At 54.7% G+C, this 21,044-nt stretch carries 19 protein-coding genes, 1 tRNA gene and 1 pseudogene; 10 read left to right on the plus strand and 11 right to left on the minus strand.

Annotation, left to right across the window (positions count from 1 at the left end; all coding sequences use genetic code 11):
- Positions 1–193: 193 nt before the first annotated feature.
- The 6 genes and pseudogenes from ABLU96_RS20495 to ABLU96_RS20520 form a co-directional block, all read right to left on the minus strand.
- Positions 194–2,536, minus strand: coding sequence for a primase-like DNA-binding domain-containing protein (locus tag ABLU96_RS20495; RefSeq protein ID WP_100681662.1), 2,343 nt, complete (start codon positions 2,534–2,536; stop codon positions 194–196).
- Between the two features lie 13 nt (positions 2,537–2,549).
- On the minus strand, positions 2,550–2,870 hold the full coding sequence (locus tag ABLU96_RS20500) for a DUF5375 domain-containing protein (RefSeq protein ID WP_002889897.1): 321 nt from the start codon (positions 2,868–2,870) through the stop codon (positions 2,550–2,552).
- Positions 2,867–3,094: a hypothetical protein gene (locus tag ABLU96_RS20505; RefSeq protein ID WP_004098168.1), complete on the minus strand. Its 228-nt coding sequence runs from the start codon at positions 3,092–3,094 to the stop codon at positions 2,867–2,869. The genes ABLU96_RS20500 and ABLU96_RS20505 overlap by 4 nt, the downstream gene beginning before the upstream one ends.
- Entirely contained in the window at positions 3,091–3,285 is a 195-nt protein-coding gene (locus tag ABLU96_RS20510) for a host cell division inhibitor Icd-like protein (RefSeq protein WP_257964679.1), read from the minus strand. Before ABLU96_RS20510 ends, ABLU96_RS20505 begins: the two co-directional genes overlap by 4 nt.
- A 24-nt stretch (positions 3,286–3,309) precedes the next feature.
- Positions 3,310–3,648 (minus strand): annotated as a pseudogene (locus ABLU96_RS20515) (ash family protein); the annotation flags it as partial.
- On the minus strand, positions 3,645–3,911 hold the full coding sequence (locus ABLU96_RS20520) for an AlpA family transcriptional regulator (RefSeq protein WP_044613203.1): 267 nt from the start codon (positions 3,909–3,911) through the stop codon (positions 3,645–3,647). The gene ABLU96_RS20520 and the pseudogene ABLU96_RS20515, both read right to left, overlap by 4 nt.
- 538 nt (positions 3,912–4,449) lie before the next feature.
- Between ABLU96_RS20520 and ABLU96_RS20525 the strand changes: the two genes are divergently transcribed.
- The 4 genes from ABLU96_RS20525 to ABLU96_RS20540 all read left to right on the plus strand — a co-directional run bounded on the left by ABLU96_RS20525 (position 4,450) and on the right by ABLU96_RS20540 (position 9,206).
- Positions 4,450–5,187: a glycoprotein 3 gene (locus ABLU96_RS20525; protein WP_100681663.1), complete on the plus strand. Its 738-nt coding sequence runs from the start codon at positions 4,450–4,452 to the stop codon at positions 5,185–5,187.
- Entirely contained in the window at positions 5,184–5,429 is a 246-nt protein-coding gene (locus ABLU96_RS20530) for an ogr/Delta-like zinc finger family protein (protein WP_004136116.1), read from the plus strand. The genes ABLU96_RS20525 and ABLU96_RS20530 overlap by 4 nt, the downstream gene beginning before the upstream one ends.
- 17 nt (positions 5,430–5,446) lie before the next feature.
- A complete protein-coding gene (locus ABLU96_RS20535; protein WP_348862772.1) occupies positions 5,447–6,013 on the plus strand; it encodes a phage polarity suppression protein in 567 nt (188 codons plus the stop codon).
- A 658-nt stretch (positions 6,014–6,671) separates the two neighbouring features.
- A complete protein-coding gene (locus ABLU96_RS20540) occupies positions 6,672–9,206 on the plus strand; it encodes an ATP-binding protein (protein WP_348862774.1) in 2,535 nt (844 codons plus the stop codon).
- A gap of 51 nt (positions 9,207–9,257) precedes the next feature.
- Here the strand turns inward: ABLU96_RS20540 and ABLU96_RS20545 are convergent, their stop codons facing one another.
- On the minus strand, positions 9,258–10,511 hold the full coding sequence (locus ABLU96_RS20545; RefSeq protein WP_100681667.1) for an integrase arm-type DNA-binding domain-containing protein: 1,254 nt from the start codon (positions 10,509–10,511) through the stop codon (positions 9,258–9,260).
- A gap of 164 nt (positions 10,512–10,675) precedes the next feature.
- Positions 10,676–10,760: transfer RNA gene (locus ABLU96_RS20550), tRNA-Leu, on the minus strand.
- A gap of 234 nt (positions 10,761–10,994) precedes the next feature.
- On the opposite strand from ABLU96_RS20550, the gene ABLU96_RS20555 reads away from it, so the two are divergent.
- The 6 genes from ABLU96_RS20555 to ABLU96_RS20580 all read left to right on the plus strand — a co-directional run bounded on the left by ABLU96_RS20555 (position 10,995) and on the right by ABLU96_RS20580 (position 17,374).
- Positions 10,995–12,014, plus strand: coding sequence for an NAD(P)-dependent alcohol dehydrogenase (locus ABLU96_RS20555; RefSeq protein ID WP_004108819.1), 1,020 nt, complete (start codon positions 10,995–10,997; stop codon positions 12,012–12,014).
- 189 nt (positions 12,015–12,203) lie between these two features.
- Positions 12,204–13,076 (plus strand): sugar ABC transporter permease, encoded by an 873-nt coding sequence (locus ABLU96_RS20560; RefSeq protein WP_014227687.1) that lies wholly within the window; start codon positions 12,204–12,206, stop codon positions 13,074–13,076.
- Positions 13,066–13,953 carry a carbohydrate ABC transporter permease gene (locus ABLU96_RS20565; RefSeq protein WP_004108826.1) on the plus strand — a complete coding sequence of 296 codons (888 nt, stop codon included), beginning with the start codon at positions 13,066–13,068 and terminating at the stop codon, positions 13,951–13,953. Before ABLU96_RS20560 ends, ABLU96_RS20565 begins: the two co-directional genes overlap by 11 nt.
- Positions 13,954–13,963: 10 nt before the next feature.
- On the plus strand, positions 13,964–14,788 hold the full coding sequence (locus ABLU96_RS20570; protein ID WP_025107467.1) for a phosphodiesterase: 825 nt from the start codon (positions 13,964–13,966) through the stop codon (positions 14,786–14,788).
- A gap of 5 nt (positions 14,789–14,793) precedes the next feature.
- Positions 14,794–15,864 carry an ABC transporter ATP-binding protein gene (locus ABLU96_RS20575; protein WP_064405946.1) on the plus strand — a complete coding sequence of 357 codons (1,071 nt, stop codon included), beginning with the start codon at positions 14,794–14,796 and terminating at the stop codon, positions 15,862–15,864.
- A 199-nt stretch (positions 15,865–16,063) separates the two neighbouring features.
- Positions 16,064–17,374, plus strand: a complete 1,311-nt coding sequence (locus ABLU96_RS20580) for an ABC transporter substrate-binding protein (RefSeq protein ID WP_032747685.1) — start codon at positions 16,064–16,066, stop codon at positions 17,372–17,374.
- Positions 17,375–17,550: 176 nt separating this feature from the next.
- Here the strand turns inward: ABLU96_RS20580 and ABLU96_RS20585 are convergent, their stop codons facing one another.
- The 3 genes from ABLU96_RS20585 to ABLU96_RS20595 form a co-directional block, all read right to left on the minus strand.
- Positions 17,551–19,050, minus strand: coding sequence for a sugar porter family MFS transporter (locus ABLU96_RS20585; RefSeq protein ID WP_014837228.1), 1,500 nt, complete (start codon positions 19,048–19,050; stop codon positions 17,551–17,553).
- A 168-nt stretch (positions 19,051–19,218) separates the two neighbouring features.
- The gene (gene iolE / locus ABLU96_RS20590; RefSeq protein WP_004098147.1) at positions 19,219–20,118 is read right to left on the minus strand and encodes a myo-inosose-2 dehydratase; all 900 of its coding nucleotides are present in this window, start codon (positions 20,116–20,118) and stop codon (positions 19,219–19,221) included.
- Positions 20,119–20,143: 25 nt separating this feature from the next.
- Positions 20,144–21,028 carry a sugar phosphate isomerase/epimerase gene (locus ABLU96_RS20595; RefSeq protein ID WP_004098146.1) on the minus strand — a complete coding sequence of 295 codons (885 nt, stop codon included), beginning with the start codon at positions 21,026–21,028 and terminating at the stop codon, positions 20,144–20,146.
- Positions 21,029–21,044 lie beyond the last annotated feature (16 nt).

Raw genomic sequence — 21,044 nt, forward strand, 5'->3', positions numbered from 1 at the left:
ACCGCAATATGATGGTGATGAGGGGGGTAAAAAGTTTTTTTGGGTTTAACTGTTCACACTGTTCACCTTTTGTTTTTTATTAATACTTTCATAGTGATACAGGGTGAACATACGGTGAAGGGTGAACAGTGGATTGTTCACCCTTGAGGGAGGGGCAGATACAAAAAGACCGGCTGTTGCCGGTCCGGATAGGTTATGTAGCGGTGGGTTCGTCGCACTTCGGCAGCCAGTCGCCGTAGCTTTCCTCTTTCAGCGACAGGTTGGTTTGTATCCCCTGCTTTGTGTGCCGCTTCTCATAATTCATCCCGTACTCTTTCAGCATCATGGGCAGTCCCAGTCCGAACATTTTCAGGCTGAGCACATTCCTGTACCCGTTGGCCTCCATATAGGCCAGATACGCGTGATAGAGATATTTACGGTAATTACGCGGGATGATACTGGCATTACCAATAAACATCCCGTTGGTCTGCGGCAGCGCCTCCAGATAGCCACAAAAATCAAAGGTCGGGTCAGCGTCGCGCTTGATGCTGAGCGCCTCATTGGAGTTCTGCTGCGACTGGAGCAGCGCGCGGGCACTCATCGGGTCGCTGAACTGCTGCATCAACTGGCGCACGATCACGGCCAGCTCGCGGGCGATTTTATCCCTGAGCTGCGGGTCGCGCTCCTCCGGGGCTATCTGCTCCGGAAAGTGGATGATTACCCGGCGACGTGACACGCCGCCGCTGCGGTCGGTGAAGCGCATCGGATTGTTGTTCACGGCCAGAATCACCGCCGGAATATGCGTCGAGTACGGATTCTGGTATTTCGGGTCAACGGAGACCGCATCACCGCCGGTGATGGCCTTGAGCCCGGCACCGTCACCGCTCCATTTCTCCTGGTCAGGCAGACGAATGAGCGAGAAGCCAATCAGGGAGGCACGCTTGCGCGGGTCTTCCAGCGTGTCGATGTCCGCTGACGTGGCGTTATCCTCTCCGGCCAGCATCGTGGCGATTTCAGCCAGGATACTTTTCCCGCTGCCGCCGGGGCCGGTGACTTCGAGAAAGAGCTGCCAGTCGTAGCGGTTCGCCAGCACCATAAACAGTGCGGCCAGAATCACGTTACGTTTTGTCGGGTTGCCACTGGCCGCCCGGTTGAGCCAGCGCCAGAAGTTCGGCGCGTGGGTCTCCAGCGTTTCGCCCTCCACCGGCGGGGTGAAATCCACGTCACACAGGGTGCGCAGCCAGTGCGATTTACTGTGCGGGCTGAATATACCTGAGCTGGTATCGAGCACCCCGTTGCGAAAACCAATCAGACGGCGTGCCGGTGCATCCTGCTGGGGAATAATCAGTTTCAGGGTCTCCACCACCGAGGCAATTCTCCCCGATGAGAACGGGGCGCGCAGCCGCTGGAACAGCCCGGCCACATCGCGGGCAAAATCAGACGGCGTTATCACCTTCCAGATGCCGTTTTCATAGCGGGACAGAAGCTGGCCGTTGGCGTCCACGGCCAGCGCTTCACCGTAATGCTCATGCACCCGCATCGCCTTATCGCTGGCGCTCATGGCGGTAAATTCCGCCTCGCTCATGGTATCGAACGGGCTTTGGGCCGCTGGCCGGATGACGGCATAAATGGCTTTCCGCGTGGCGTCTTCGCCTTTCAGCATCACCGCATCATTCCAGTCACCGTACACCGGCGGCAGGGCGACAATGCCCTCACAGGCCTGAGCGGCTGCGGTGGCTTTGTTCTGGCCGGTGCCGTTCAGGTCACGGTCAGCGGCGAGGATAATCTGACAGGCCGGGTGCTTGCTGCGGGCCAGGCTCGCCAGAGAAAGGAGGTTCACGGACGACAGCGCCACCATGACGGTTTCTCCGGTCAGGTGATGCACGGTAAGCGCGGTCGCATAACCCTCCGCTATCCACAGGCGTTTCCCGGCCTGTTTCTGCCCGTCGATGAGATGGCATGCCCCTTTGACCTGCCCGCCCTTCAGGGTGCGCTTGAGCCCCTCAGCATTAATAAGCTGGAGGTTAACCAGCGCGCCGGTCCCGTCATACAGCGGCACCACCACATCACCGGCGCGGTAGGCCACGCCGCCGGTTTTGTGCGACGCGGTCAGCGTCAGACACTCACGACCGGCAAAGCCCTTGCGGGTCAGGTAGGCGTTGCCGGTGGCCGGGCGCGTTTTCTCCAGCAGTCTGACGGCCAGCGCGGCCGCTGCTTTACGGTCGGCCTCCGTTCCGGCGTCTGCGGCTGCAATCATCTCCGGGGCTACCGGCGGCAGGTGGCCGGTGACGGCGTTCACCTTCCGGGCGGCCTCAGGTGCCGATATGCCGAACACCTTCTCAACCAGTTTCAGGCCGTCACCGGCGCCGCACCGGTTGCAGTACCATGTGCCGCGCCCTTCCTGGTCATCAAAGCGAAAGCGGTCACTACGGGCATCACCGCCACAAATCGGGCACGCCTGAGGCCGGTTTTTTATCACTTTCATGCCCAGCGCCGAGAGAATGCGCGGCCAGTGGCCGCACGCCTGTTTTACGGTGTCCGTTACGTTCATTTTCATGGTTTTTTCTCCCTCAGTGCAGTACAGGCGATGTCAGATGGCGGGCGCAGAGCTCATCCATCACGGCGAGCCCGAGGAAGGACAGCGACGGGGCGGCTTTCAGCGGCCCGGCCTGCATCAAATCTTCCAGTAATGCACAGGCAATCAGACGGCCTTTTTCCTCGCCATGCTGGCGCAGGTAGAAGCCCTCCAGCTCGGCGGCGATGGCACTTTCCAGCGCGTCGAGGGTGAGGTGAGGATAGCGGTGCTGGCGTTCGCACAGGGTCAGCCAGGCACAGGCCACGGCGCGGCGATACAGGGCAGCACGCAATACAGGCGGCAGAGGCGTTTTCATACGTTGCCCTCCCCGGTGAACCAGCGGTGGTTGCAGCGCTCGACCACGCCGTCGAGCTGGGCGGTCATGAGGTAAATCACGGAAGTGAGCTGTAACTGCTGGGTCGGGTCACGACGCAGGGAAGTACAGTCCTGCACCTGCATCAGCTCGCCGACGAACTGACCGACGTTACGCAGGTGCTCCAGGCATTCGAGGTCTTTGACGGTGATGGCGGGCTGTTTCATGCGCGCACCTCCGCCACCGGCAGACGACCGGCAAACGAGAGGACGTAATCGCGGACGAGGGAAAGGCGTGCGGTGTGTTCATCCCCGGCGACAGCGCGGAGCATGCAGATACGGGGCTGACGGTCTGCGCGACGGACGGCGGCAAACACAAAGACAAATTGCGGGTGTGACGGGGTGAGGATAGTAGCCATGACGGCAGCCTCCTTGAAGTAGTTTGAAAAACTACCACCGGAAACGCCAATTTCACTGGTGGCAGCCCGAGCGGGGTTGGCGTAACCGGCCTTCAAGGGAACCGGCCAGCCCGAAGGCTGCCCCGCCCGGACTACCATTATCAGAAAAGAACCCTGGTGCACGAATAAACACCACAGCCCTGAAAATGGGTGTGCCTGAGCAACGACATAAAAAAACACGCATGGCGCGTGTCGTGTCGCCTTGAAGTTATTCGGAACGCCAATTCCGGCTGTCGATTTTGCGACAGCGGCAAAACTATACCTGGAAACGGCGAAGGGAAGCAAGCCAGAAAAAGGGGCTTTTTGCGGAACGGGCATCATCATGCGTCATAGCCCCGGTTGCGTTCGGCGATGCGGTCGGCCATCCACCCGGTGATTTCTGACTGCGCCCACGCCACGTTTTTTCCGCCGAGGGAGATTTGTTTCGGGAAAGCCTCCCGGCTGATGAGGTCGTAAATCGTGGAGCGGGACAGCCCGCACAGATGTATCACTTCGGGCAGACGGATAAAGCGCTCCTGAACGGCATCAGAAACCGGCATCAGCGGCGCGGCAGGGGCAGAAGACGGGGAAGAAAAAGCGGTGTGCATCGGGCTACCTCATAAAGTCCATACAGTGCCGGTCGTGTCCGTCCGGCCTCGGGTAGCTCCCTATTATGTTTATATTTTCTCTCGGGTCATGTGAGATTTTCGGGAAAACAAACATTGACTTTTCTCAGACTCAAACAGTGGCAAACGTTGGCAAACAGATGCAAATCACTGCATTACATTACAACAATATCTATTACTTTTAGTTATAAATATTTATCTATTAATCGAAATAAAGTCTAAGTGATATCGTCACTGCGAAAACCGAGGGTGAACAGTGGTGAACAGTGGGTGAACAGTCACCCCCTCAACTGTTCACCCATTATCTTACTGTATTACTTATATTTTTTCTTATGGTGAACAGTGGTGAATAGTTAACAGTAAAAAAACAAACGGTGAGTATGCTTTTCCTGAGACCTTTCTCTGGCAAGCCGGGTTTTAACGTCCTGTTTGTGCCAGAACTGCCACAACCGCAACAGGTCGTGTTGTTGTGTGTGCCCCGGCAGAATCACCTCAAGTTGAAACCACGAGGAAACCTGCCATGACCGACACCACCTTTATCCCTGATTACCTGAAACCGGCGCTGGAGCGACTGGCCGCCGCCAGAGCGGCCCATCTTGAACAGGCCCGCCGGATGGAAGACACCCTGACGGCCATCACCCGTGCGGAGGAGCAGAAAGCGGCGCTGGAGCAGGACAACGGCAGCGATACCCGCACCTGGCGCGCCGCTTTCCGTGCCGGGGGTGCCATGCTGACCGATGAGCTGAAAAGCGGCCATATCGAACGCGTGGCCCGCCGGGAGCTGGCGCAGGAATGTGACAACCTGACCGAAGTGCTGGCCTTTGAACGTGACCTGCTGAAAGTCGCCTGCAACAGCACCGCGCGGGCATTCCGCCAGGCGCATCATGCTGTACTGTCTGAATATGCGAAGGAAGAGCTTAACCGCGCGCTGAACGACACCCTCGGGCCACTGGTCCGGGCGATGGTGCTGAAAGCGGATGTGATGGCAAACCCGCTCGCCAACACCATTGGCCATCAGGGCTACATCGAGCCGGAGAAAGAGGTCATGCATCAGGTGGTGACCTTCCTGACCGGGAAAGTGAGCGCCTTCTCCGTCACGCCAGCCGATGAGCCGGTGCTCTCCCTGACCGGCTTCCCGGCCGTCGCGCTTCCGCACATGGACCACGACGCCGCCAGCACACCTGGCCAGCTAAAAGTCTGGCAGGAGAAAATCCGTCAGCGCGAGGCTGACCTGAAAGCGCGGGGGCTGCTGCCATGATGCACTGTCCGTTCTGCAAAAAGTCGGCGCATGCCCGCACCTCCCGCTATCTGTCGGAGAACGTCAAACAGCGCTATCACCAGTGCACCAATATTGAGTGCTCGGCGACGTTCCGCACCACTGAAGCCATCGACGAGGTTATCCGGCCCCCGGCGGAGAAAACGCCGCCTGTCGCGGAGCCGGTCACACCCCCGGCACCCCGTAAAGTTCAGGGCTGCTACAGCTCGCCATACCGTCATTAATCAGGGGAGAACTGACCATGACCAGCCTTACTCTACAGCAGGCTTTTGAGGCCTGTCAGAAGAACGAAACCGCCTGGCTGAACTGTAAAGCCGAACTGGCGGCCGCAGAGCAGGAATACCGGGAACAGGTGCTGGCCGGGGATGACCGTATACCGGGCAGAATGCAGAAATTACGCGACATTATCGATGTCAAAAAATGGGAGATAAATCAGGCCGCCGGGCGCTATATCCGCTCCCATGAAGCGGTACAGCGCATCAGTATCCGCAACCGGCTGAATGACTTTATGCAGGCACACGGGACAGAGCTGGCCGCCACGCTTGCCCCGGAGCTGATGGGACTCAGCCAGCAGCCCGCACTCCTGACCGGCCATGCGCTCGACCGTTCGGCGCATTACCTGCGCGAAGCGCTGTCCGTGTGGCTGAGTACCGGTGAAGAAATTAATTATTCGGCAGAAGACAGCGATATTTTAACGGCCATCGGATTCAGGCCTGACGCGGCTTCGCGGGTGGATAATCAGGAAAAATACACCCCCGCACAGAGTCTGATTTATGCCCGCCGGCGCACGGAACTGGCCAGCATGTAGCCCCGCAAAAAATCCCCGAAAATACCGCTATTTTTCCCGAATTAAGCCATGCATCCACAGGGTGCATGGTTTTGCATGCGTTCCTCCGTCCCGTCACTCCCTTCGCAGCCCTGTCCCGGCGCGGCCTGAGCCTGCCCATGCACCTGCATGAAAACCGACCCACGAAGCGTGCAGGCGAGGCGGGGAAAGCACTGCGCGCCAGCGGTAAAGTATTTATTTAATGATATTTAATTTCGCGGCCTGAGCGCGTCGCTGCGCTGCACGGGTTCACGGGAGTATCGATGGGTGGTGCGGTGCTGTTCGGGGGCGTGGCGAGCCTCTGAGGCGGTCAGGAGAAGTGCAGGAAAAGGTCGCCCGGCGGTGGACGAAACTAGTCATTCCGGCGTTATTTATATCGTTTCTAAAGCTGCCATTTCCCTGACGTATCCGGGCCTGTGGCAGCCTGAGCCTCGCCATGTACCTGCATGAAAACCGCCCCACGAAGCGGACAAGCGAGATGGGGAGAGCATTGCGCGCAAATATCCAAGTGATTTATTTAGTAATAAAAACAAACATATGTTATAAGCTCGAAAAGCCAACAAAAATCACAAATGGCGAATCCATCTCTATTCATCGGAAACAACCAAATAGAAATTATTTGCATTAGAAAGGAACTAATATGATAAATGCTTTTGAAAAATCCAACCTTTGGCAATTAACTTTGGGCTTGGACGACAATGAAGATATTGAAAGATTGAGGAATAGCTATTTTGACTTTAGAAGAAAAATTGAACCCTTAGTAAAAAACATTGAATTTGAAATCCCTGGGCTAACCATCCATGATATATCTCACATAGATTCACTTTGGGAAGTGGCCGATCAAATAATAGGTGAAACTCTTTATTTAAACCCCATTGAATCATATGTTTTAGGGGGCGCATTCCTGTTACACGATGCAGCTCATGTAAGTGCAGCATACAATGGTGGTTTCACTGCTTTAAAAGAAAGAGATGAATGGAAAGATCTTATCTCACTAAAATACAATAATACTGAGCCAGAAAAAAATTCCGAATCAGAAAAAATGGCTTTATTTGAAGTCGTTAGACAATTACATGCAAAACAAGCAAGAAATTTAATTCAACATTCTTGGAAATCTGAAACAAACCAGAACTATTACTTTCTTATAGCTGATGAAGAGATTAGAGACTATTACTCAGAAATAATTGGGGAAATAGCTGAAAGCCACCATTGGTCAGCAAAAAAAGTCAATGACAATTTCTCAGGAAGAATAATTAACCCCCCTGCATTCTTCAAAAGTACAAATTGGGAAGTCGATCCTCTCAAAATTGCATTTATTCTGCGTACAACTGATGCATCGCATATAGATTCGAGAAGAGCACCTACCTATGCATACAATATCCTTACCCCGCAAGGCCTTTCCAAGGATCATTGGCATTTCCAAAATAAACTTGGTAGAGCTAAATTGGTTGATGGAGAAAACCTTAGAATATCATCGGGTTCCTCATTTAACGAGGATGAACGTAACGCATGGTGGTTAGCATTCGATACAGCACGAATGATCAATAGAGAGCTTAAAGATGCTAATAGTTTTTTAATCGAATCAGGCCGCCCTCCTTTAGCAGCTAAATCAGTATTAGGCGCAGAATCACCAAAGTCTTTTTCAAAATATGTACTAGCAAATAATTGGGAACCTGAAGACATTTCAGTTCATGTGAGTAATCTTCCAAGGCTAATTTCAACATTAGGAGGGAAAGCACTATATGGGGAAAATAAATACGTAGCTCTAAGAGAATTAATCCAAAATGGGTTTGACGCTATCACTGCAGCTCGAAACCTTGGCTATCTTGAAAGTTTTGAAGGTCATATAACCATCCAACTAAATAAAATTGACAACAAGAGTTGGATGTTAAATATAACTGATAATGGCTTGGGAATGAGTAGATATGTGTTATCTGATGTCCTGCTCGATTTTGGTAAATCATTATGGAACCATGATACTGTCAGGTATGAACACCCAAAACTTGCGCAGACTGGTTTTAGTTCCATTGGTCAATTTGGAATTGGTTTTTACTCGGCATTCATGATATCTAACTATGTAAAAATCATAACGCACCGATATAAGTTGAAACCTGATGAATCCAATTCCCATTGGAAATTAACCTTCCCTAACGGCCTTGAAGAAAGACCATTCATTTCAAAACCAAATAGCCAAGAGGAATTAAAAAAACATGGTACTACTATCTCACTTCGCATTGAAAATGACACTCTAAATGATTTATTAAAAAAAAAGGAAGGAGAAATAATTAGTGAAGAGGAAGCACATGACGAACTCAAAAAACTAATAATGTGGATATTTCCTGCTTGTGAAATAGACTTGCATCTAATCACTAAAGAAAAAAGAGAAAAAATAATATCCGCAAATGATTGGCTGACAATATCTGACAAAGATCTACTTATAAGAATAAACAATAAAAGAACAGATAGCAAACTTTATCCATTGAAGATTGATGGGCGTACTGTCGGACGTGTAAGAATCACTAACCATTCTTATTATTTTAGTGATGAACATTCACCTTTGATTGTATCCTTCAAAGGCGCTCGTGCAGGAAAAATTTATGGTCTCGATGGTTTATGCTTATCGTTTGAAAATAACGGAAAAGCAGAGAGAAATGATGCATTACCGAACTATCCTCTTGAAAGCTGGGTTGATTGGGCTAAAGAAATTGTCAATTCAGAACCAATGCTCTCGATTCAATCTTTACTTAAACTTCACGTTCTCTTGCCAAATGATGATCTAAATGTTTGGTTAGACAGTCATAAAAGATGTTCGTTAGCAGAGATTAAAAATATGCTGGTTGTTTCAGATGAAATTCTCTTTCATGACGGATCTATCGATTACGATGACGATGATGGCGTAAGAAGATCAGATTTCGAAGGTGACTTAACGCTCGTAAATAATATTTTAATCATAAATTCAAATTTAAGCTATTATTTACACAGCGAATTCACATTTGAGAAATTAATTGAAAAATTTAATCTTCCTAGTATTAGTTATGTAGAAAAACTAGAAGGTTTGATTAAAGAGATTTGGGGGGATTTTGAAGAAAAAAGTGACTACGAAACAATTGGGTTAGTTAACGGCACTGAAATAATAAGGTCTGTGACAAAATATTCTAAATTTACCTCTAAGTAACAAAAAGCATTGCAGCGAAAAGTTAAAAAATCGTTGCAATGCTTTTGACTATTATAATTTAGCAAAATCAAACGGAGTTACTAGTCTAAGTCTATTTATTTCAAGGTAATCAGCCCACCATTGAACCATCAGTCGGCGCTCATCTAAATGTTCAGATGTATGAATATACGCTGCACGTACATTATTACGCTCCGAATGGCTCAACTGCCGTTCTATCGCGTCATCGCTCCATAACCCTGACTCACCGAGCGCACCTCGCGCCATCGTCCTGAATCCATGCCCGCAAACCTCGGTTTTCGTGTCATACCCCATGGCACGCAACGCACTATTCACCGTGTTTTCACTCATAACTTTGGCCGCGTCGTGATCCCCTGGGAACAGCAGCTCTTTATCACCACTAATCTGCTTAAGCTGCTCTAACAAAATCATCGCCTGTCGACTGAGAGGAACAATATGCTCCTCTTTCATCTTCATGCCACGATACGAGTAACGCACACCTTTAATTTCTTCTCGTTTTGCAGGTACTCGCCATAGAGATTTATCGAAGTCGAATTCATCCCAACGCGCAAAGCGTAACTCGCTGGAACGTACAAAAGTTAGCAGAGAAAGCTCAACCGCGATCCGCGTCATTACACGGCCACGATATGCAGCAAGACGAGCAAGAAACTCAGGGAATCGGCTAGAGGGTAAAGCAGGATAGTGTCGTGCTTTGGTTGTTGATAAAGCACCGGCCATATCGCTAGCGGGATTAGAGTCGATGTAATCGTTCTGAACAGCATAACGCATAATGGCCGTGACACGCTGCTGAAGACGCTGGGCAACGTCATGCTTGCCACTAGCATCAACCTTTTTAATCGGGGCTAACAGGTGGCTGGTTTTGAGCTGGCGAATGTCAGACGAACCGATATGAGGGAAGATATAAAGCTCAAGATAGCGAAGAACGCGCGATCGATGGTCTTCACTCCATCGCTTGTTACTGGCATGCCATTCGCGAGCAATGGTTTCAAAAGTATATGCTCCCGCGTTTTCGGCCTGAGCTTCTTTCTGTTCGGCTTTTGGGTCAATGCCCTGTACTAACAGCTTTTTAGCTTCGTCGCGCTTGGCCCTTGCCTGAGCAAGCGTCACGGTAGGCCAAACACCAAAAGCAAGGCGATCCTCTTTTTTGTCAGAGGGGCGTCTGTATTTCATGCGCCAGTATTTAGACCCCTTAGCCGAAACTTCGAGATACAAACCGCCGCCATCGGCCATTTTGTAGGTTTTGTCTTTGGGCTTTGCGGTCTCTACCTGCCTGGCGTTGAGCTTCATTTTGGGGGCACATTTCTAATCGAAGTTAAGATGCCCCCAATTATGCCCCCAATGACATCCGGATTTCAACGGACAACCTCGGACAACTCAGGACGTAAAAATCGCTGCAAGCATTGATTTTTAAGGGATAATTGGACTTTCTCGGATGGTCTTGGAAGTACTAATGGTGCCGAAGGCCGGACTCGAACCGGCACGTATTTCTACGGTTGATTTTGAATCAACTGCGTCTACCGATTTCGCCACTCCGGCACGGAAAGGATACGGAAAACGTTCTGGATTATACCTGTCGCACGCTGCCATGCAAGCAACGTTGCATTCACCTGCCACCAAGTGATGAATTTTTCATCGGCTCAGTGTGTTAGCCTCTTCAGGGTACATTTTGCCCTCCTCTATAACCCCCATCCCCCCCTCCTTCTGCCAAGCGTCCCCTCGCCCCATGCTCTACACTTCCTTCTTAACTACGCCAAACCCAAGGAAACTGTCATGAGCACTATTAAAAGTTACGCCGCCAAAGAAGCGGGCGCCGATCTGTCGCTGTGGGAATACGATGCCGGCGACCTTAAGCCGGAAGATGTCGAAGTGCAGGTGGAGTACTGCGGGATCTGCCACTCCGACCTGTCGATGATCGACAACGAATGGGGCATGTCGAGCTATCCGCTGGTGGCCGGTCACGAGGTGATTGGCCGGGTGGCGGCGCTGGGCAGCGCGGCGCAGGATAAAGGGCTGAAGGTTGGCCAGAAGGTCGGCATTGGCTGGACGGCGCGCAGCTGCGGCCACTGCGACGCCTGTATCAGCGGCAACCACGTGAACTGTCTGGAAGGCTCGGTGCCCACCATCATCAACCGCGGCGGCTTCGCCGATAAGCTGCGCGCCGACTGGCAATGGGTGATCCCGCTGCCGGAAAACGTCGATCTCGAATCCGCCGGGCCGATGCTCTGCGGCGGCATTACCGTCTTCAAACCGCTGCTGATGCATCACGTCACGGCGAACAGCCGCGTCGGCGTCATCGGCATTGGCGGCCTCGGCCATATCGCCATCAAGCTGCTGCACGCGATGGGCGCGGAAGTCACCGCCTTTAGCTCCAATCCGGCGAAAGAGCAGGAAGTGCTGGCAATGGGCGCCGATCGCGTAGTGAACAGCCGCGATCCCGAAGCCTTAAAGGCGCTGGCCGGCCAGTTCGACCTGATTATCAACACCGTCGCCGTCGACCTCGACTGGCAGCCGTACTTTGAAGCGCTGGCGTACGGCGGCAACTTCCACACCGTCGGCGCGGTAATGAAGCCGTTCCCGGTCCCCGCTTTTACCCTGATTGGCGGCGACCGCAGCATCTCCGGCTCGGCCACCGGCAACCCGTCCGAGCTGCGCAAGCTGATGAAATTCGCCGGACGCAGCAAAGTCGCGCCGACCACCGAGCTGTTCCCGATGTCGCAGATCAACGAGGCGCTGAAGCACGTTCGCGAGGGCAAGGCCCGTTACCGCGTGGTGCTGAAAGCCGACTTCTGATCGTTCCTCGTCATGCTTCAGGCCGCAGCCGCGCGGCCTGAACGCCACTGACCGGGGTGATGCCGGGCGGCCCGTCTGCCCGGCGCTTTTTCCCTGGTCATTAAACCGTCATCTCCCCGCCATACGTTTGCAGTCAATCCTTCTCACAATCCGGGCTTCTACAAACGCCTGAATGAGACGTCCGCCACCATGAGAAAAACCTGGCTCCCTTGGCTGATACTGTCGCCTTCCCTGCTGTTTTTATTACTGTTTACCTGGTTTCCCCTCGGGCGATCGATTTATGACAGCCTGTTCGATACCCGCATGGTCAGCGACGGCGGCCAGTATGTCGGGCTGGAGAACTTCAGTCGTCTGTTCGCCGACAGCGTCTTCTGGCAGTCGCTGGTGAATAACCTGCTTTATATCCTGCTGACGGTGGTACCGGGCGTGACGCTCGCCCTGCTGCTGGCGGTCGCCCTGACCGAGAATCACCGCGTCAACCGCTGGCTGCGCACCGCCTTCTTCTTCCCGATGATTATCCCGATGGTCAGCGCCGCCGCGCTGTGGCTGTTTATCTTTATGCCCGGCCTTGGCCTGCTCGACCACTATCTGGCGAAGCTGTTTGGCCCGATGAACAACAACTGGCTGGGGCGCAGCAACAGCGCGCTGCTGGCGCTGGCGCTGATTGGGGTGTGGAAGTTCGCCGGTTACTACATGCTGTTTTTCCTCGCCGGGCTGCAAAGCATTCCGGCCTCCACGCGCGAAGCGGCGATCGTGGAAGGCGCCACCCGCACGCAGGTGTTCTTTAAGGTGACGCTGCCGCTGCTGCGCCCGACCCTGAGCTTCGTGATAACCACGGCGCTGATCTACTCCATCACCCAGATCGACCACGTGGCGGTGATGACCCGCGGCGGGCCGGATAACGCCACTACCGTGCTGCTCTACTACATCCAGAACCTTGCCTGGGACACCCATGATTTAGGTAAAGCTTCCGCCGCCACCTTCCTGACGCTGGCCGGGCTGTTTGCCTTCTCGCTGATTAACCTCAAACTGCTGGAGAAAGGAGCGCACTATGAGCGCTGAAATCTCGCCGCTGGCGCTGCGATCGCACAGCGCGTCGCGCCCGCTCTGGCTGCGCCTGCGCCGCTCGCAGCCCTTTACGCTCACGGTATTAATGTGCTGCCTGGCGCTGCTGTGGATGAGCCCGTTTTTATGGATGCTGGCGACCTCGTTCAGCGCTACGACCTTCGGCGAGGATATGGCCTCGCTGCTGCCCCGTATGCCGCTGACGCTGGATAACTTCCGCGATGCCTGGGCCAGCGCCGACTGGCTGAGCCTCTACGCCAACACCCTTATCTTTACCTTCGGCACCTTCTTCGTGCAGCTGTTGACCATCACCACCGCCGGCTACGTCTTCGCCTGCCACGAGTTTCGCGGCAAGAAGACGCTGTTCCTGATGTTCCTCGTCCAGCTGATGATCATGCCGGTGGTGATGATGGTGCCGAACATGCTGACCCTGAAAACCTTCGGCCTGCTCAACACCCTCACCGGGGTGATGATGCCCTACTTCACCTCGGCGTTCGGCGTGTTCCTGATGCGTCAGGCGTTTCTGGCCATACCCAAAGAGCTGGAAGAGGCGGCGCTGATGGAGGGATGTCGCTGGTGGCAGGTGCTGTTCCGCGTGCTGCTGCCGATGTCCTGGCCGTCGGTGCTGGCCTTCGCCACCGTCAGCATTACCTACCACTGGAACGAGTATCTGTGGCCGCTGATGATGCTGAACGACCCGGACAAACAGGTGCTGACCGTGGGGCTGGTCTCGTTCGCCATGGGCGCCGAATCCGGCGGTCAGTGGGGCATCATCGGCGCCGGCACGCTGATGGTCTGCCTGCCGCTGATGCTGGCGTTCATCCTCTTCCAGAAACAGTTCCTGCGAAGCTTCGGCTTCTCCGGGATCAAATAAGGAGCTCTTCATGCTGTTAGCGCAAATTTCCGATACCCATTTCCGCAGCCGCGGCCAGAAGCTGTACGGCTTTATTGACGTCAACGCCGCCAATGCCGACGTCGTCTCCCAGCTGAATGCCCTGCAGGAGCGTCCGGACGCAGTGGTGGTGAGCGGCGATATCGTCAACTGCGGCCGCCCGGAAGAGTATGAGGTCGCCCGCCAGATCCTCGGCAGCCTGAACTATCCGCTGTATCTCATTCCCGGCAACCACGACGATAAAGCGCTGTTTCTGGAATATCTGCATCCGCTGTGCCCGCAGCTCGGCAGCGATGCGCAAAACATGCACTACGCGGTAGACGATTTTGCCACTCGCCTGCTGTTTATCGACTCCAGCCGGGCGGGTACGTCGAAAGGCTGGCTGACCGAGGAAACCATCAAGTGGCTGGAGGCTCAGCTGTTTGATGGCGGCGATAAACCGGCGACGGTGTTTATGCATCATCCGCCGCTGCCGCTGGGCAACGCGCAGATGGACCCTATCGCCTGCGAAAACGGCCATCGTCTGCTGGCGCTGGTTGAGCGTTTCCCGTCGCTGACGCGCATTTTCTGCGGCCATAACCACAGCCTGACCATGACCCAGTATCGCCAGGCCATCATCTCCACCATCCCGGGAACCGTCCACCAGGTGCCCTACTTTCATGAAGATACCCGTCCGTATTACGACCTCTCTCCGGCGTCGTGCCTGATGCATCGCCAGGTCGACGAGCAGTGGGTGAGCTATCAGCATCCTCTGACCCACTACGCCGGACCGTGGATGTACGACGAAAATATCAGCTGCCCAACGGAAGATTGCTAAACGCCATGCTTAGTCTGCAAAACATCAGTAAACAGTTTGACGGTAAACCGGCCCTCAGCGCCCTGTCGCTGGATATTCGCGAAGGGGAGTTCGTGGTGCTGGTGGGCCCGTCCGGCTGCGGTAAAAGCACCCTGCTGCGCCTGCTCGCCGGGCTGGAGCCGGTCAGCGAGGGGGAGATCTGGCTGCACGATGAGAACATCACAGAAATGTCGCCCAGAGAGCGCAACTTCGCGATGATCTTCCAGAACTATGCGCTGTTTCCGCACCTGTCGGTGCGCGACAACATCACCTTCGGCATGAAGGTGCGCAAAGAGGAGAAGACCAGCTGGCAGCCGCGGGTGGATAAAGTCGCGCAGATGCTGCAGCTGGATACCCTGCTCGATCGCAAACCGGCGAAGCTCTCCGGCGGCCAGCGGCAGCGGGTGGCGATGGCGCGGGCGATAGTGCGCAATCCGCGCCTGTTCCTGATGGATGAGCCGCTCTCCAACCTCGACGCCCGCCTGCGTAGCGAAGTGCGCGACAGCATTATGGACCTCCACCAGCAGCTCAGAACCAGCACCGTCTACGTCACCCATGACCAGACGGAAGCGATGTCGATGGCCGACCGCATCGTGGTGATGAACGGCGGCCACGTACAGCAGGTCGGGCGACCGGAGTATCTGTACGCCAACCCGGCCAACCTGTTTGTCGCCGGGTTTATCGGATCTCCGGCGATGAATCTGCTCTCACTGCCCTGCGCTGATGGTGAGGTATTACTGGGTGAGCTGCGCTATCCGCTGCCGCCGCGCTACCGTGAAGAATCCCGGGTGTGGTTAGGCATTCGCCCGGAACATATCAGCGACCGCGTGGAGGAGAGCCATCTGCGCCTGCCCGCCACCGTGCTGCAACGAGAACTGATGGGAGCCGATTATCTGCTCCAAGTCAGCACCCCCATCGGCACCCTACGCTTTAGCCGTCGCCATCGCGGCGCGGTGCCGGAGAAAGGCGATTCGCTGATCCTCGGCTTTTCACCTGCCGATGTGCATCTTTTTCATGCTGAGAAACAGCATAATTTAGCGTCGGTACATCAGGCGTAATTGTTGCAGTCAGTTTGGACACGGACAGCGCGGAAGAACCGGAGCGTACGTGTAGTACGTGAGGATGATTCGCTACGCTCCCCCTTCGGGCCACCCTGAAGGGTGTTCAAAACTCTACGAGTTTTGTCTGAGCACTGCCCAGGGCCAAACTGGCAAATAAAATAGCCTGTGGACAGGTGCTTACTGATGGAGACAAACTATGTTTAAACCTCTCACCGCTCTCGCGGTTGGGCTCAGCCTTGCCCTGAGCGGCGCGGCGCTGGCGAAAGAGAAGATCGACTTCATGTTTCCGGCGCCGGTGGACGGCAAGCTGACCATGGAGATGACCCGCGTCATTAAGCAATTCAACGAGTCGCAGCAGGATGTCGAAGTGCGCGGGATCTTTACCGGCAACTACGACACCACCAAGATCAAAGCCGAATCGGCGCAGAAGGCCGGGCAGCCGCCCGCGCTGGTGATTATGTCCGCTAACTTCACCACCGATCTGGCGCTGAAGGGTGAGATCCTGCCGATGGACGAGCTGTTCCAGTATGGCGATCAAAAAGCGGGGGATTTTCTGGTGAAGGCGTTCTGGCCCGCAATGCATAAAAACGCCCAGGTGATGGGCACCACCTATGCGATCCCGTTCCATAACTCGACGCCGATCCTCTACTACAACAAAACGATGTTCGATCGGGCCGGGATCAAACAGCCGCCGCAAACCTGGGCCGAGCTGCTGGCGGACGCCAGAAAGCTGACCGACGAAAGCAAAGGCCAGTGGGGGATCATGCTGCCGTCGACCAACGATGATTACGGCGGCTGGATCTTCTCGGCGCTGGTGCGCGCCAACGGCGGGAAATACTTTAACGAGGACTATCCGGGCGAAGTCTATTACAACACGCCAACCACCATCGGCGCCCTGCGCTTCTGGCAGAACCTGGTCTATAAAGACAAAGTCATGCCTTCCGGCGTGCTGAATTCGAAACAGATCGGCGCCAGCTTCTTCTCCGGCAAAGTCGGAATGGCGATGCTGAGCACCGGCGCGCTGGGCTTTATGCGCGAGAACAGCAAAGATTTTGAGCTGGGCGTGGCGATGCTGCCGGCCAAAGAGCAGCGCGCGGTACCGATCGGCGGCGCCAGCCTGGTCAGCTTCAAGGGCATCAACGACGCGCAGAAAAAAGCGGCGTATCAGTTCCTGACGTATCTGGTGAGCCCGCAGGTCAACGGCGCCTGGAGCCGCTTTACCGGCTACTTCTCCCCGCGTAAGGCCGCCTACGATACGCCGGAAATGAAGGCGTATCTGCAGCAGGATCCGCGCGCGGCTATCGCCCTCGAACAGCTGAAGTATGCCCATCCGTGGTACTCCACCTGGGAGACCGTTGCCGTGCGTAAAGCGATGGAAAACCAGCTGGCCGCGGTGGTCAACGATGCCAAAATCACCCCGGAAGCCGCGGTGCAGGCGGCACAGAAGGAGGCCGATGCGCTGATGAAGCCCTACGTCGATAAGACCGCGCTGGCGGAAGTGAAGTAGGCCTTTCCCTCACTATCTCTGCAGATAGCTGAGGTATCTTCTGCAATACCGTACGGAAGCAGTGTGCCCCCTCCCCCTTTTCAAGGGGAGGGGATCGTTCGATACGGCTCGTTAGCCCGGTCCGTGCAGACCGCTGAGCACCGCTCCAGCATTGCAGATACCGTTGGCAATCAGCGTTACACTTTATCCGCCTGCGATTCAGCCACTATTCGCCGGGCCCTGGCGGCCTGCCCTTCTTCACTGGTGTCCAGCTTATCCCGCAGATAGTGCTCGATTTGTTCAAGACTACGGTGGCGGGTTTCCGGTACGCATTTAATCACGAATATCGCACCGAATACGCCAATACCGGCGAAGATAAAGAAGGTGCCTGAAAGCCCTAACCACGCCAGCAGTATCGGGAAGAACAGGGAGATCAGGAAGTTGGCAATCCACATTGAAAATACCGCCCCCCCCATAAAAATACCGCGCAGGCGGGTTGGAAATATTTCCGACATGAGCAGCCAGGTCACTGGCGATAGCGCCCCCTGCTGAAAGCTCAGAAACAGTAACATCCCTGCCAGAACCATATAGGCACGCAGCGCATCAGGCTGGCCGTTAACCGTCTCCGGCAGCAGATAGCTGACCGCACCGATAAAGACCAGGCAGGCGGTGCAGCCGAACTGACCAATCATGGTCATCGGGCGACGGCCAATTTTGCCAAGCATCCAGATGCCAACGAATGTCATCAATACTGAGACTACGCCATTGGCAATAGTGGCAAACAGCGCGGCATTATCAGTCATACCAACCGAGGTCAGTACCGTGGGGGCATAGTACATAATGGTATTTACACCGGTAAGCTGTTGGATAACCGCTATACCAATACCGATCATAAACAGCTTGAACAACCACGGGGTCATAATCTCGCTGAACCGGGGCTTACCGAGATTGCGCTGCTCATCCAGCGTTTCGGTGATCTCCAGCAGCTCCCACTCAACATCATCTTTATGCCGGGTGCGCTCAAGCACGCGACGGGCTTCCGCCAGGCGCCCTTTCATCGCGTACCAGCGCGGTGAATCCGGCATAAACATCATGCCAAACCAGAGCAGCACGGCGGGTAGCGTCGCCACCGCCAGCATCCAGCGCCAGGTGCTTTCCCCGCCCCAGACTTCATGGAACGTGGCATTAGAAATATAGGCCAGCAGCTGACCGGATACGATCATCAGCTCCTGCAAAGTAACCAGCTGTCCGCGCTTATTCGCGGGAGCTATCTCGGCAATATAGACCGGTACGGTGGCCGCCGCCCCGCCGACCGCCACGCCGAGAATAAGACGAAAGAAAATCATCCAGTTAACGTCCGGCGCCATAGAGGTGCCTATCGCGCCGATGGCAAAAAGCACCGCCAGCCACAGAATAATTTTCTTTCTGCCCGCCGCATTCGCCAGATTGCCAGAAAGCAGCGCGCCAAAGGCGGCGCCGAATAGCAGCGAGCTGGTGACCAGACCGGTGGTAAAGGGAGTAAGATGAAGCTCGGTGCCCATAAAGAGTAAGGCACCGGAAATCACCCCGGTATCATAGCCAAAAAGTAAACCGCCAAGCGTCGCGATCAGGGCGACAACTTTTACAAAGGGCGTTGTCGGGGTCTCGCTATTCGGTCCCGACGCTTTATTGAGTGTAAGATATTGTTCCTTAGACATAATAGACTCCAGTAACCCGCCTTGTTTGAGGGAAGATTTGCTCTAGTCTGAATGCAGAGGCCGAGGCCTCACCGACGTGTTGTTTTCGTTCTACGTCTTGAGCTACTGCTGAGTGATGGGGTAAAAAAAGCAGGCCATACGACGTATGGCCTGAAAATAAAACAACGATTAGATTCCTGCCGTCTCGCGGATATATTTGCGCGCTTTTACGGCGTATTCGAATGGGTTGGCCAGCGCCGGATCCTGCTCGGCCTCAACCACCATCCAGCCTTTATAGCCATGCTCGTCCAGCAGCTTGAACACCGGACGGAAATCAATGACGCCGTCGCCCGGCACGGTGAAGGTCCCCTTCTTCACGCCGTCCAGGAAGGAGAGCCCTTCGCGACGCACCTGCTCGATCACCGGCGGACGCACGTCTTTCAGGTGCACGTGGTTAATGCGCGGCAGATATTTTTTCAGAATCGCCAGCATCGGCTCTTCGCCGCCTTCGGAATACCAGGCGTGTCCGGTGTCGTAGAGCAGGAAGACTTTGTCATCCACTAGCGACATAAACTTGTCGATCTCTGCCGTCGTCTGGATACCGGTGCCCATATGGTGGTGCAGACAAACCTGCATGCCCTTTTCCGCCGCCAGGCGACCGAGGGTGTTATAGCCTTCCGCCACCCGCTGCCACTCTTCTTCGCTAAAGCACGGTTTCGCATTCTCCAGGATGGGCTTTTCCAGCCCCTGGATGCTGCCGCTCTGCTCGGAGCAGCCGATCACTTTCGCGCCCATAGCATGCAGGAAATTCATGTGGTTAACGAATTCATCAATGGTCTTTTCCCGCTGGCCGTTAGCAAAAAAGGTGCTGAACCAGGCGTTGCAAATCTGAATGCCGCGGATATCCAGCATCGGCTTGAGAACCGCCGGATCGCGTGGATATTTGCTGCCGACTTCGCTGCCGGTAAAGCCCGCCAGCGCCATTTCGCTGACGATTTGCTGGAAAGTATTCTCGCTGCCCAGCTCCGGCATATCGTCGTTAGTCCAGCCAATCGGGGCGATAGCCAGTTTTACGTTATCTTTGTTCATAGTAGGGGGCTCCTGCCGCTGCGCCTTACCGGCGCAGCAATTCACGTTCGATGAGTTCACGGGTTTCCACTGCCTGGTATTTCATCTTTTCCGGGTAGCCGAACAGCGAGGTGGCCACAATCGGCTCACCGCCGACCTTGAAGGTCTGCTCGGCAAATTTCATATCGCGCAGGGTGCGGAACAGCGCGTCGAAATCAACATCCCCTTCTCCGACGCCCACGTGCTGGTGAACGACGGCATCTACGCCCGGTGGGTTAACGATATAGCGGCAGTGTTTTGTATGGTTGCGGGTATCCGCGATCAGCACATGGGAGAGATCGCTTCCCGCGTAGCGCAGCATCTTCTCAACGTCGCCCACGCCTTTGTCATAGAAAAAGGTATGCGGGACGCTGTAAACGTACTTAACGTTATCGCTGCGGAACGACTTCACGATATCGACGGTTTCGTTGTTCTCTTCGCAGAAGTCCCACGGATGTGCCTGAATTTCAACACGGATGCCTTCGCGCTCAAAAATCGGCAGCAGCTCTTCCATGGAGCGATAGAACATCTCATCGCAAATCTCCGGCTGGTTAGGATCGCCGGAGAACTCGGTGTTGATCACCTGTACACCCATTTCAACCGCGATTTCGATCAGCCGTTTCCAGTTTTTCACTGCCGCCTGACGGCGCAGCTCATCCGGACCGGACCAGCGGTAGACGCAGATAAACGAGGAGAGCTCCACGCCGGTATCGCGCAGCGCCTGCTTGTACTCAGCCATAATTTCCCGGCTGGCGCGCGGGTGCTTGTAGAACGGGTTGATCTGCGGATGCGGCGATTGCTCAATGTACTTGTAGCCCCACTCCGCCACCTGATGGACCATTCGGGTTACCCCGAGGTCTTTAATGACATCAACGTCAAAAGCAATTTTCATCGTCGTTACCTGTGCA

This window comes from Klebsiella sp. CN_Kp106 (assembly GCF_040064575.1).
Classification (GTDB): Bacteria; Pseudomonadota; Gammaproteobacteria; order Enterobacterales; family Enterobacteriaceae; genus Klebsiella; species Klebsiella michiganensis.

Coding starts and splice junctions, on each gene's coding strand:
- iolE (WP_004098147.1), bottom strand. CDS start 20,118: ATGAACAAAGATAACGTAAAACTGGCTATCGCCCCGATTGGCTGGACT.
- ABLU96_RS20545 (WP_100681667.1), bottom strand. CDS start 10,511: ATGAAGCTCAACGCCAGGCAGGTAGAGACCGCAAAGCCCAAAGACAAA.
- ABLU96_RS20555 (WP_004108819.1), top strand. CDS start 10,995: ATGAGCACTATTAAAAGTTACGCCGCCAAAGAAGCGGGCGCCGATCTG.
- ABLU96_RS20535 (WP_348862772.1), top strand. CDS start 5,447: ATGACCAGCCTTACTCTACAGCAGGCTTTTGAGGCCTGTCAGAAGAAC.
- ABLU96_RS20540 (WP_348862774.1), top strand. CDS start 6,672: ATGATAAATGCTTTTGAAAAATCCAACCTTTGGCAATTAACTTTGGGC.
- ABLU96_RS20595 (WP_004098146.1), bottom strand. CDS start 21,028: ATGAAAATTGCTTTTGACGTTGATGTCATTAAAGACCTCGGGGTAACC.
- ABLU96_RS20585 (WP_014837228.1), bottom strand. CDS start 19,050: ATGTCTAAGGAACAATATCTTACACTCAATAAAGCGTCGGGACCGAAT.
- ABLU96_RS20580 (WP_032747685.1), top strand. CDS start 16,064: ATGTTTAAACCTCTCACCGCTCTCGCGGTTGGGCTCAGCCTTGCCCTG.
- ABLU96_RS20575 (WP_064405946.1), top strand. CDS start 14,794: ATGCTTAGTCTGCAAAACATCAGTAAACAGTTTGACGGTAAACCGGCC.
- ABLU96_RS20565 (WP_004108826.1), top strand. CDS start 13,066: ATGAGCGCTGAAATCTCGCCGCTGGCGCTGCGATCGCACAGCGCGTCG.
- ABLU96_RS20560 (WP_014227687.1), top strand. CDS start 12,204: ATGAGAAAAACCTGGCTCCCTTGGCTGATACTGTCGCCTTCCCTGCTG.
- ABLU96_RS20505 (WP_004098168.1), bottom strand. CDS start 3,094: ATGAAACAGCCCGCCATCACCGTCAAAGACCTCGAATGCCTGGAGCAC.
- ABLU96_RS20520 (WP_044613203.1), bottom strand. CDS start 3,911: ATGCACACCGCTTTTTCTTCCCCGTCTTCTGCCCCTGCCGCGCCGCTG.
- ABLU96_RS20530 (WP_004136116.1), top strand. CDS start 5,184: ATGATGCACTGTCCGTTCTGCAAAAAGTCGGCGCATGCCCGCACCTCC.
- ABLU96_RS20525 (WP_100681663.1), top strand. CDS start 4,450: ATGACCGACACCACCTTTATCCCTGATTACCTGAAACCGGCGCTGGAG.
- ABLU96_RS20495 (WP_100681662.1), bottom strand. CDS start 2,536: ATGAAAATGAACGTAACGGACACCGTAAAACAGGCGTGCGGCCACTGG.
- ABLU96_RS20570 (WP_025107467.1), top strand. CDS start 13,964: ATGCTGTTAGCGCAAATTTCCGATACCCATTTCCGCAGCCGCGGCCAG.
- ABLU96_RS20500 (WP_002889897.1), bottom strand. CDS start 2,870: ATGAAAACGCCTCTGCCGCCTGTATTGCGTGCTGCCCTGTATCGCCGC.
- ABLU96_RS20510 (WP_257964679.1), bottom strand. CDS start 3,285: ATGGCTACTATCCTCACCCCGTCACACCCGCAATTTGTCTTTGTGTTT.